General features: G+C 45.0%; 9 protein-coding genes. 3 read left to right on the top strand and 6 right to left on the bottom strand.

Features of this window, described 5'->3' with window-relative positions; translation table 11 throughout:
- Nucleotides 1–180: 180 nt before the first annotated feature.
- From AC07M6_RS22550 to AC07M6_RS22560, 3 genes are all read left to right on the top strand, one after another.
- Entirely contained in the window at nucleotides 181–927 is a 747-nt protein-coding gene (locus AC07M6_RS22550; protein ID WP_494893409.1) for a DeoR/GlpR family DNA-binding transcription regulator, read from the top strand.
- Nucleotides 928–1,052: 125 nt separating this feature from the next.
- Nucleotides 1,053–4,733, top strand: a complete 3,681-nt coding sequence (locus tag AC07M6_RS22555) for a CheR family methyltransferase (protein ID WP_494893411.1) — start codon at nucleotides 1,053–1,055, stop codon at nucleotides 4,731–4,733.
- Between the two features lie 66 nt (nucleotides 4,734–4,799).
- Entirely contained in the window at nucleotides 4,800–6,125 is a 1,326-nt protein-coding gene (locus tag AC07M6_RS22560) for an MFS transporter (protein WP_494893413.1), read from the top strand.
- Between the two features lie 12 nt (nucleotides 6,126–6,137).
- Here the strand turns inward: AC07M6_RS22560 and AC07M6_RS22565 are convergent, their stop codons facing one another.
- The 6 genes from AC07M6_RS22565 to AC07M6_RS22590 all read right to left on the bottom strand — a co-directional run bounded on the left by AC07M6_RS22565 (nucleotide 6,138) and on the right by AC07M6_RS22590 (nucleotide 11,462).
- Nucleotides 6,138–6,452 (bottom strand): hypothetical protein, encoded by a 315-nt coding sequence (locus AC07M6_RS22565; protein WP_494893415.1) that lies wholly within the window; start codon nucleotides 6,450–6,452, stop codon nucleotides 6,138–6,140.
- Nucleotides 6,453–6,505: 53 nt separating this feature from the next.
- Nucleotides 6,506–7,006, bottom strand: a complete 501-nt coding sequence (locus AC07M6_RS22570) for a DUF421 domain-containing protein (protein WP_494893417.1) — start codon at nucleotides 7,004–7,006, stop codon at nucleotides 6,506–6,508.
- Nucleotides 7,007–7,087: 81 nt separating this feature from the next.
- Nucleotides 7,088–7,363 (bottom strand): hypothetical protein, encoded by a 276-nt coding sequence (locus AC07M6_RS22575; protein WP_494893418.1) that lies wholly within the window; start codon nucleotides 7,361–7,363, stop codon nucleotides 7,088–7,090.
- A gap of 149 nt (nucleotides 7,364–7,512) precedes the next feature.
- Nucleotides 7,513–8,832, bottom strand: coding sequence for a glucuronyl esterase domain-containing protein (locus tag AC07M6_RS22580; RefSeq protein ID WP_494893419.1), 1,320 nt, complete (start codon nucleotides 8,830–8,832; stop codon nucleotides 7,513–7,515).
- 160 nt (nucleotides 8,833–8,992) lie between these two features.
- Nucleotides 8,993–10,474 carry an FGGY family carbohydrate kinase gene (locus AC07M6_RS22585; RefSeq protein WP_494893421.1) on the bottom strand — a complete coding sequence of 494 codons (1,482 nt, stop codon included), beginning with the start codon at nucleotides 10,472–10,474 and terminating at the stop codon, nucleotides 8,993–8,995.
- 7 nt (nucleotides 10,475–10,481) lie between these two features.
- Complete coding sequence (locus tag AC07M6_RS22590) at nucleotides 10,482–11,462, bottom strand: ABC transporter permease (RefSeq protein WP_494893422.1); 981 nt, start codon at nucleotides 11,460–11,462, stop codon at nucleotides 10,482–10,484.
- Between the last annotated feature and the right edge of the window lie 7 nt (nucleotides 11,463–11,469).

Genomic DNA, 11,469 nt, shown 5'->3' on the forward strand with positions numbered 1-11,469 from the left:
TGCAAGCCTGTTTGTAAACTTGCAGGTTTTTGCATGTTTATAAGCAAAAAACCGTATGTTTACTAAGCAGTTAATAAAGATATGTAAAATTAATTTTAACTTTTGCATGATTTAGCTAATTTTATTTATAAACCATGCAAAAAAACGCAAATAACCTTTTTGTAAAAAATACACCTTGTCATGCTTAAAAAAGAACGGCACACTTACATCATTAAGCAGGTAAATCTGCATAACAAGGTACTGTCATCCGATCTGGCCATCGAGCTGAATGTATCGGAAGATACCATCCGCCGCGATTTGAATGAACTGGACGAATCGGGCCAGATAGTTAAGGTGCATGGAGGGGCCTTATCACGCTCCTATCATTACCCGTTCCAGAATAACGATATTTATGCTGCCGACGCTAAAAAGGCTATCGCCCGTAAAGGGATCCGCTTAATAAAGGACGGGATGGTGGTTTTAACCGGTGGAGGTACTACCCTTATTGAGATGGTAATGATGCTGCCTAAAGATATGTCGGCAACGATATTTACCATCAGTCCGCCCGTGGCTTTGCAACTGGCAGATCATCCTTTAATAAAGGTGGTGCTGATAGGGGGCGAGCTATCAAAAGACTCGCAGGTTTGCACGGGTACGCAGGTGGTAAGCTATTTAAATGAAATTAAGTTTGATATCTGCTTTTTGGGTACCAACGGTATTTCGCTGCAGGACGGGGTAACAGATTCGGATATGGATATTGTGCAGGTGAAAAAAGCGATGATAAAAGCATCCAAGCGATTGGTAGTGATGTGCATCGCCGAGAAACTAAATTCGGTACAGCGTATGCGGGTTTGCGACCTGCAGCAGATCAACTGCCTGATTACCGATCTGGACCCTGCCGACCATATTTTGCAAGCCTATCGTAAGCATAATTTGCAGTTGTTTTAAACAATTGTAAACTACGCCTGTAATTATAAATACACTAATCAATAAAAGCCATTGTAATTACTGTACATTTATACCGGTAGGCTTTTCCTGATATAATAGCCGCAGCTTTCTAAAAATAGTACCTGATGGGAAAAACGGGCGATAAAGACGCTTCTAAATCGCAGTTTCCTGTTGTTGGCATTGGTGCCTCGGCAGGGGGGCTGGATGCTGTTAAAACATTTTTAAAAGCATTACCCGCCAAATCGGGTATGGCTTATGTTTTTGTGCAGCACTTAAGCCCCTCGCACGAAAGTATTTTGCCCGAAATACTTCAAAAAGTAACGCCATTTCCGGTTCAGCAAATTACCGACAATATTCACCTGGAACCGGATAATCTTTATATCATCCCGCAAAATAAAATGGTGACTACCACCGATGGTATATTGAAGCTTGCCCCCTTAAATAAAAATCATAAAAAAAATAACACTATCGATCTTTTCTTTTCATCGTTAGGGGTTGTTCATCAAAGTTATGCCATAGGGGTTGTGCTGTCGGGCGCGTTAACCGATGGTACCCTGGGCCTGCAGGTCATAAAATCGTACGGGGGCCTAACCTTTGCACAGGATGAAAGTTCGGCCGCCTTTGATAGTATGCCCAAAAGCGCTGTACAGTCGGGCGCAGTTGATTTTGTTCTATCACCCGAAAACATAGCCCGGCACCTGATTGCCATTAATACTCCTTTTCATACGGATTATTCGGCATCCGAAATATCTGAAGCTGTACCACAGCAGGATGGAGAAATATTTAAGCAGATATTAACCGTGCTGCGGGTGCGCCGCGGTGTTGATTTTACTTATTATAAAAAAAGCACCTTAAAACGCCGCATTATCCGCCGTATGGCTTTAAGTAAAACAGAGCGGCCTACTGATTATTTGCATTTTTTGCGTGAAAATAAGAGCGAACAGGATGCCCTGTATAATGATATGCTGATATCGGTCACCAACTTTTTCAGGGATACGCAAAGTTTCGGGGTTTTATGTAACAGCATATTCCCGGCACTGATCAGTAAAAAAACGGAAAACGAACCATTTAGGATATGGGTTGCAGGATGCGCAACCGGCGAAGAAGCCTACTCCATGGCTATATGCCTGCAGGAACAACTGGGCGATAAAGCGGCGGCCATGAAGATCCAGATTTTTGCTACCGATATATCTGAAATAGCCATAGCCAAGGCCCGCACAGGCATTTACCGGTTAAGCGAACTGGAAGGGATCTCTCTATCCCGTTTACAACAGTTTTTTATTAAGATGGATGGCAATTACCAGGTAGCCAAAACGATTAGGGATATGTGCGTATTTGCTAATCATAATTTACTCAAAGATCCGCCTTTTTCAAAGATAGACCTGGTGAGTTGCCGCAACGTAATGATATACCTGGAGCCCGTACTGCAAAAAAGGGCCTTAACTACTTTCCATTATTCGTTAAACGAAGAAGGTTTCCTGATGCTGGGTAAATCAGAAACGATTGGTACCAATACCGATATTTTTACACCTTATAACAATACCGAAAAAATATATCGCCGTAAGGGCCCTTTAGGGCGTTTTATGGCCGTTAGTTCGCAAGGGCGCGAGCAAACTTTCAGGGAAATAGATAAAGGCGTACAAAAAGAAAGTGTTAATAAAGATGTTTATAAAATAGCCGATGAGGTGATGCTGGCCAGTTTTATGCCGGCATCGGTATTGGTTAACGATAAGTTTGACGTGCTACAATTCCGCGGACTAACCGAAACCTGGTTAACCCCACCCAGCGGAAAGCCAAGTTTTAATGTACTGAAGCTGGCCCGCGAAGGCCTTACCTTCGAGCTGCGCAACATCCTGCACCAGGCAAAAAAAACCGGGTTGACCGCGCGTAAGTTCGCTGTGTTTTTTAAACTGAATGGCTTACAGCATTTTGTAAACATGCAGGCAGTACCGCTTAAGGATTTACCCGAACCGCATTATCTTATCGTTTTTCAAAATTCGTCTTCAACAGGTTTACAGGAAGCTTATGGTAGTATTATTCCACCTGCCGAGCAGGTATCGTACGATGTAAATGAACTGCGTATTGAACAACTGGAAAAAGAACTGACCCAGGCACGCGCCGATATGCGCGCCATAACCGAGGAGCAGGAAACCGCTAACGAGGAATTGCAAAGCGCCAACGAAGAGCTGTTATCAGGCAGCGAGGAATTGCAAAGCCTGAACGAAGAACTGGAAACATCCAAAGAAGAGCTGCAAAGCACTAACGAGGAGATCATGATCGTTAACAAGGAGCTGCTGGACAGGAATGAGCAGTTGAACAATACCCGCCTGTATGCCGAAGGCATAGTAAGTACCATCCGCGATCCTTTAATTATCCTGGATCAGGACTTGCGTGTTAAGCGGGCTACAGGTGGCTTTTATACCAAGTTTAAACTAACCGAAAAGGAGGTTGAAGGCTACTATATTTATGAATTGGGTAACCATCAATGGGATATTCCCGATTTAAGAGAGTTATTAGAAAAGGTACTGCCCGCCAAAAAACAACTGGCAGATGTTGAGGTAGTGCAAATATTTCCGTCAATTGGCAAAAGGATCTTATGTACTAATGCCCGCGAAATTGATAACATCAATGGCGAAAAATTGATATTATTAGCTATTGAAGATATTACCGATAAAAGGCAGGTATCAGAAGGATTAGCCGAAGTAGAACGTTTATTAGCTGAAAGTAAGGAAAGACTGAAATTTGCCGTAGAATCGGCAGGCTTGGGTACCTGGGATTATGATCCGCGGGAAAAGAAGCTGATTTGGGATAAACGTTGTAAAGAGATATTTGGCCTGCCTGCTATAGGACATGTTTCTATTACCCAGTTTTTAGAAATGATAAATCCGGATGACCGGGATAGGGTTCAGGAAAGTATTACCGAAACCCTGAAGGATAAAGATTCGGGAGAGTTCGATATAGAGTTTAGGACGATACCAATTAACGAGCGGATTAAGTGGCTTAAAGCTAAAGGCCGGGCTTACTTTAATGATGAGGGTGTCTCTAACCGCTTTATCGGCACCTTGCTGGATATCACCATGCAAAAACTCATTGATGAGGCTACCCGGGAGTTATTAAATAAAAAGGATGAATTTATCAGCATAGCCAGTCACGAATTAAAGACGCCTATTACCAGCTTAAAAGCGGCTTTGCAAATGATAGAACGTATTACCCTGCAAAACGAAGAAATGAAGCCTGCCAGGGTATTTGTTCAAAAGGGTATTAAACAGGTAGACAAGCTGATAGAGCTGATCAAAGATCTGCTGGATGTTACAAAAATACAGGCTGGTAAACTGGCACTACAGAAAACTACCTTTAAGTTAAACGAATTAATATCCGAATGTTGCGAAGACCTGCACATCCAATCTTCAAAGCATAAGCTGGTAATTGAGGGTGGCGCCGGCATCAGCATTTATGCCGACAGGAACCGTTTAGAACAGGTAATAGTCAACTTAATTTCAAATGCTATTAAATACTCTCCCGGTGGCGAAAAAGTGATCATTACAGTTACCCAATTAGATCACGGAATTAAAATAGCGGTTACCGATTTTGGCATAGGCATAGCAAAAGAGAAGCAGGAATTTTTGTTCGACAGGTTTTACCGGGTTGATGAAACATCGCAAAAATATGCGGGTTTGGGCCTGGGTTTATATATCTCATCCGAAATTGTAAGACGGCACCACGGCCATATCAATATTGAAAGTGAAACGGGTAAAGGGGCAACCTTTTGGTTCACTATCCCGGCAGAAGATAAGAGCGCTAAATAATCCTATTTATTTTGCTTTAAGCGAGATACTTTATAAGCACCAAAATTTATATATTTTAGTGCAGCAATGGAAGAAAAGAATAACAAGAAAACCATTTGGGCATGGTGCATGTTCGATTGGGCCAACCAATCCTATAACATGGTGATCACGTCCACCATTTTCCCCGCCTATTATGTCGGCATTACCGCTAATACCAGGTATGGGAAAAATACGGTCAGCTTTTTTGGGCATAAGTTTGTAAATACTGTATTGCAAAACTATATCCTGGCTGCATCATACCTGCTTATTGTAGTTTTATTGCCCATACTAACTTCCATTGCCGATTATCGCGGGGCAAAAAAACGGTATCTGCAATTATTTACCTGGTTGGGCGGTTTAGCCTGCGCCGGCCTTTTTTTTATGAAGGAAGGGGGGCCGATAGAATTTGGGATGATCTGCTTTGGGCTGGCCACCATTGGCTATTGCGGCGGCTTCGTTTTTTATAACTCCTATCTGCCGCAAATAGCCACGCTTGATAAGCAGAATGATGTGAGCGCCAAAGGTTTTATTTATGGGTTTGCCGGCAGTATTGTAGTGCAACTGGTTTGCCTGGTAGGGGTGCTATTTCACAACTCGTTCGGTATTACCGAAGATATGGGCGCGCGCATATCGTTCATCATCGTTTTTGTATGGTGGGTAGGCTTTGCCATAATTCCCTTTAAGATATTGCCCAAAGGCCAGCCAAACGCCGGGTCGCATAAATTCAATGTATTTACAGGTGGTTTTAAAGAGTTGGCAAAAGTGTTCGGGAAAATCAAGAGCATGCCTTTAGTGAAGCGGTTTTTGCCGGCGTTCTTCTTTTACTCGGTAGGTGTACAAACCATTATGCTGGTGGCCGCAGAGTTTGCAGCTAAAGAACTGCACATGAAAGACGATGACCTGATCACTATTATATTGGTGATACAAGTGGTTGCCATAATAGGTGCGTGGCTTACCTCGGTAGCATCCAATAAATACGGCAATACCAAAGCGCTGATTGTATTGGTGGTTTTTTGGACGGTAATCTGTCTATGTGTTTATTACATAACTAACCAAAGCCAGTTTTACGTAGCTGCATTTGCGGTTGGGATAGTAATGGGCGGGGTGCAATCACTTTCGCGTTCAACCTATGCCAAGCTGCTTCCCGAAAATATCCCGGATACCGCATCGTATTTTAGCTTTTACGATGCTACCGAGAAACTCTCCATTGTGGTTGGGCTGGCTGTTTTCGCCTTTGTGGAAGACAATACCAGCACCATGCGTAATTCGGCCCTGGCGCTGGACGGCTTTTTTGTCGTAGGCCTGCTGCTGTTGCTGATATTACTGGTTGCGGAAAATAAAATTGTCAGGCGACCGGTACCTGGCAATGCTTAATAAATTTATGACCTAAGCCGATTTAAGTTCTGATTTAAGTTGAGGGTTTGTTACTGTGTGCGTGTAAATGGTGAGCACCTGTTCCTGTTTTTGGATAGAAGTGATCATTTGCTGCACTAAGGAATCATCAACGTTACCCAAAATAAACTTCCACGCTCCATCATTATTTAAAGATAGCCAGCACTGTTGAACCGGCGACACGGCGGATGGTAAAGCAATTTTGTATAATACTTCATGATGGTAGGCATATTTTAATGCCTTGGTTTCAAAGCCCACGCCGTTATAGGTAAACTTAATGGGAAATATGGTGTGTTTCTGCTCTGTCATATACTAATAACACCATGTACAACCCTTTTGTTTGAAATAAACTTTCTTTTTGATTAATTTCTGGGTGTTGGTTTTTTGACTAAAGTGACCTCCCCGTTACGCTCCATATAAATTTTATCAATATCTTCCAGGGTTTCGGTCATGGCCGATTTACGGACGCCCTGCATCGTATCTTCCTGGCACAGCAAAGCTTTCTCCAGTTCTTCTTTATTAAATTTGCCATTGCTAAACAGTAAGCGCTTATCGCCCTCAACCAGTTTGGCAAAGCCGGGGTATTTTACAATCAGCCAGCCAAATACCCGGTGTAAGCTAACAATAACCAGGCTGGCGATAATTACAGGCGCAAAAGCCGATGCGCCCACAACCGCACGGCTTAATATGGCGCCTAATAAAATGGTAATGATATTATCCAGCGGGGTGTGTAAACCAAACGAGCGCCTGCCGGATATGCGGATCAGCAGCAGGGCGATAAAAAACACCACGATACCCCGGCAACTCATTTGCTGGATGGTAAGGTCCTTCCCTTCGCCAAATATTTCTATCAGTAACTCCATAAGTAACTGATAGAACCACCGGCTGCAGTGGTTTGTTTTGCTTATAAGTTAAATTTATGAAGGGCGCGGTACAATGCCCGTTTACTTAGCTTCAGGCGCAGCTGCAACGGCTGCGGTATCCGGCTTGGCAGGCGTTGCATTGGGTTTAACTATCCCAGTACCGCCCGAACCGCTATTATCTACCGTGGTGGCATTGCCGGTAGTGCTGGTAGTTTTAAAGGTATCGCGGTAAGGGTTTGTAGCCGTGTAATTGCCTGCGCTGTCAACATCCGGTTTTGCGGCATGCTCGCTGTTGCAAGCGGTAAAAGCAAAAGCAGATATTAATGATATGGAAAAGATGATGAGCTTGTTTTTCATTTTGATGTGCTTATATCGTTATGATTTTTCTATTCTGCAATTTTATTGATTTTAAATGATTTTATTAAAAAATATATAACAGGATGCACAAATTGTTTTTGCAGAAAGGAACCTGACTATCCAGTGATTGCACGGGAAGAATTAAGATCCTATAAAAACTTTTTCACATACTCCAGGTATATATCCCAGTCGGATGGTACCGTACCATGCCCGCCCTGGTGCATATAATAGCCCAGCGGATGATAAGCAATGGAGGTATCCTTAGCCGCCGGCCAGGCTACATTATCCGGTCCCTGCTGCCCAAACAACTGGTAAACAGGTTGCGCCGCTATAGCCGACAGAAACTCACCTTTAGGATCAGACCACAGGTCGGTATCGCCGGTTTGCAGCAGCAGGAAGCGGGGCGCCATCAATGCCACCAGCATATGCGCATCTACCGGCGACAGGTTAAAATCGCCGGCATATTTATGCCATTGCGGGGCAAATTGATAGTAGTAGCGGGAGGTATCGCTCATGTGCGCCAGGTTTTCGCCGTAGTTGCGCCTGCTCAAAGCCGCGCCGCCCTCGCCCGAGCAACTGGCCAATACCATTTTAAAACGCTGATCGTGCCCGCCGGTCCACAGCACGGTTTTACCCAGGCGCGATACGCCATGCAGCGCAACGCGCTTAGCATCAATCTGCTTATCGGTTTCCAAATAATCCATTGCCCGGCTCAACCCCCACGACCATGCCGAAATAGCGCCCCAATCGTTATCACCAGGCATAGTCTCGCCCGGTTTTAAATATTTGCCAATGATGCCGTATTTATAACCTGTTTTAAAATCAGGCTCAATATCGCCATAGTAAATGGTAGCAATACCATAACCCTGCGATGTAAATCTTTCGATCAGTGTTTTATTTAGCGCACCTAATCCCGCTTTTGGGGCGGCTACTTTTTTCCCTGTCCTGTCCCACATGGTGCCCTGTTTCACACCCGGGTCGTCAACCGCGGTAGTGGAGTTAGGCGAGAAGGATATCATCAGCAATAGCGGGACCGGCCCGGTAGTTTTAGCCGGCAGGTACATTAGCAGATCCATTTTATAATCGGCGGTATCTTTGGTAAAATAAACCGTCACCTGTTTGCGCAGGGTGCTGCCGCCAAATACGGGTGTGCCTTTATCGTACACATTAAAGTGCATATCTGCAGGTTTGCCGGGCATTTTGCCATACTGGTTTTCCTCAAATAGTTTAACTATTTCGGGGCGGCGTTTGCTTATCCAGGTTTGTTTATCGCTTACCTTTTTGCCGTTTTTCAGGGTCAAAACATCGGGCAGGGTATAGTTGCCTGCTTTGTCTTCATCATAATTTACAGGTATGCCGGCCACTATTGCAGGCGGTGGTTTTACCGGCGCGGTTTGGCAAATTGCCTGGGTGCTGATAGCGGCACAGGCGCATAGCCCCAAAATGCCTTTTACAAAATTGCGTTGCATAGTTTGTATTTTAGGTTGGATGAACGTTGCACACGCTCATCGGGCTTGGTTACGGTATAATGCTTTGGTTAGCAGGTTTATTTATACGATATTAAGAAAAGTCTTTTGTTTTTTAAGACAACCGCAGCCAGAATTATTTACGGGAACGATTGCGTATCAGCTATTTTACGGCCTGCTGCCAGCCCAGGTAGTAGCCGTTGATGTGATCGGCAAATTTGCCGTTTTCGATTGTGGATTTTTGGGCATACAATTTTTTGATAGCCGTAAGATCTTTAAAAATCCCTGCTTTTAGCCCGGCTAATAAAGCCGCGCCCAGGGCCGAAATATCGGGCATTTCGCTGCGCACTACGGCACAATCCAGCAGGCTGGCTAAAAACTGGAGCACAAACTGGTTGGCGGTAAGGCCGCCATGTACCATCAACTCGCTAAGTTGGATTCCCGCATCAGTTTGCATGGCGGTAATTACATCTTTAATTTGGTAGGGGATAGATTCAAGCGCGGCGCGTACGATGTGGTTTTTATTGCAATCAAAAGTTAATCCGCTGATGCTGGCCTTGCGGTTCATATCCCAATGCGGGGCGCCTAAGCCGCTAAAGGCGGGGACAAGATATACGCCATTATTGTCGGCTACGGCATTGGCCATGGCATCGGTTTGGGCGGCATCGGCAATGATACCCAACTCGTTCTTCAGCCATTCGATGGTCGATCCGCAGGATACAATGACACCTTCCAGCGCGTAATCTACCTGTTGCTCGGTGCTCCAGCAAATAGTAGTGATCATTCCGTTACCGGATGTTTTAGGTTTATCGCCGATATTCATCAGAATAGAGCAGCCTGTGCCTAAAGTAGCCTTAGCCGTTCCCGGAGCGAAGCAGCCCTCGCCAAAAGCCGCCGCGTGCGAGTCGCCGATCATACTCATGACGGGAATAGGTGCAGGCAATAACCCGCCGAAATCCGTATCGCCAAAATGAGAGGAAGACGGCCTTAGTTCTGCCAGTTTAAGCCGGCTTAAGCCAAACTTAGCTAACAGTTCCTTATCCCATTGCAGCGTGTGCAGGTTGAAAAATAAGGTACGCGACGCATTAGTATAATCAGTCAGGTATTTTTTGCCTTTGGTTAACTTGTATAATAACCAGGTATCTATTGTGCCGAAACGGGCCTGCCGTTCGCCTACAGTTGCCCTTACAAGCGGGATGTGTTCGTTCAGCCACATCAGTTTGGTGCCCGAAAAATACGGGTCGATGATCAGCCCTGTTTTTTGATTGATCTCGGCTTCCATACCCCCGTCTATCAGTCGCTGACAGATGGGTACCGATCGTTTGCATTGCCATACTACGGCATTGTATAAAGGCTGGCCAAACTCGTTCCAAACTACAAAGGTTTCGCGCTGGTTGCTAATGCCGCAGGTTTTGATACCGGCAGGGTCGCCTCCGTTTTTTTGAAACTCAAGCAAGCAATTTTTAACAGATGTAAGTACGTTGCTATAAATTTCTTCGGGATCCTGTTCTACAAAGCCGCCTTCATCATAATTTGTTTTCAGCGGTTCGGTGGCTTTAGCCAATACATTTCCTTTGTTATCAAAAACAATGGTTTTGGTACTGCTGGTGCCCTGGTCTATCGCTAATATGTAGTTGTTCTCCATTAGCTGATCAATCATTTTTGGTATTGGCCTTATCAATAATTACGGCTAATAATATCACCCCGCCTTTTACTACCTGTTGCCAAAATGGCGATACATTCAGCAAAACCAGGCCGTTGTTGAGCACCCCGATAATAATAGCGCCAAGCACGGTGCCCATAATAGTGCCCCGCCCGCCCGACAATGATGTACCGCCAATAACTACGGCCGCGATAGAATCCAACTCGTAACTCATACCCGCGTTGGGTTGTGCCGAATCCAATCGCGAGGTAACCATAATGCCACCCACTGCAGCCAGCACTCCGGCAATGGCATATACGGTCAGTTTTACTTTATTAATGTTAATGCCCGACAATTTCGAAGCATGTTCGTTACCGCCAATGGCATAAATATACCGGCCTAAAGCTGTTTTTTGTGTGATGATAACCGCGGCTATGACAACCAGGCCCGAGATCCAGACTGGCAGGGGGATACCCAGGAACCACCCTGTACCGATATAGGCGAAACGATCGCCCAGATCTGAAATGGGGAACCCTTTGGTCCAAAGCATGGTCAATCCCCGGGCAATGGTTAGCATGGCCAGTGTGGCCACAAACGGGGGGACTTTAAATTTAGTAATGGCCCAGCCGTTAAACAACCCTAACAATGAGCCTACGATCAATCCAACCAAAACAGCCCCTAAAATAGTGAAGCCAATGAACAGGTTATTGGATGGTACTTCTACACCAAATTTTAACAGGCCCGCCGTTATGGCCCCGCAAAGCGCCAGTACCGAACCCACAGAAAGATCGATCCCCGCGGTCAGCACTACCAGTGTCATCCCTACCGAAATACAAATGTTGACAGAGATCTGCCGCATCACATTCCAGGAATTATCTACCGTCAGGAATTTATCCGACATCAGGCTAATGCCTATGCACAGCAAGACCAGCGCTATCAGCGATTGGAATTTGACCAGTTTAGGGCGATGGGTTGTCAGGCTTAAATCCATAATTTAT

It is taken from the genome of Mucilaginibacter sp. GW821-FHT07H05 (assembly GCF_059418485.1).

Excerpts from the sequence above, each read along its gene's own strand:
- AC07M6_RS22555 (WP_494893411.1), top strand. The coding sequence starts at position 1,053 with ATGGGAAAAACGGGCGATAAAGACGCTTCTAAATCGCAGTTTCCTGTT.
- AC07M6_RS22580 (WP_494893419.1), bottom strand. The coding sequence starts at position 8,832 with ATGCAACGCAATTTTGTAAAAGGCATTTTGGGGCTATGCGCCTGTGCC.
- AC07M6_RS22550 (WP_494893409.1), top strand. The coding sequence starts at position 181 with ATGCTTAAAAAAGAACGGCACACTTACATCATTAAGCAGGTAAATCTG.
- AC07M6_RS22585 (WP_494893421.1), bottom strand. The coding sequence starts at position 10,474 with ATGGAGAACAACTACATATTAGCGATAGACCAGGGCACCAGCAGTACC.
- AC07M6_RS22570 (WP_494893417.1), bottom strand. The coding sequence starts at position 7,006 with ATGGAGTTACTGATAGAAATATTTGGCGAAGGGAAGGACCTTACCATC.
- AC07M6_RS22590 (WP_494893422.1), bottom strand. The coding sequence starts at position 11,462 with ATGGATTTAAGCCTGACAACCCATCGCCCTAAACTGGTCAAATTCCAA.
- AC07M6_RS22575 (WP_494893418.1), bottom strand. The coding sequence starts at position 7,363 with ATGAAAAACAAGCTCATCATCTTTTCCATATCATTAATATCTGCTTTT.
- AC07M6_RS22565 (WP_494893415.1), bottom strand. The coding sequence starts at position 6,452 with ATGACAGAGCAGAAACACACCATATTTCCCATTAAGTTTACCTATAAC.
- AC07M6_RS22560 (WP_494893413.1), top strand. The coding sequence starts at position 4,800 with ATGGAAGAAAAGAATAACAAGAAAACCATTTGGGCATGGTGCATGTTC.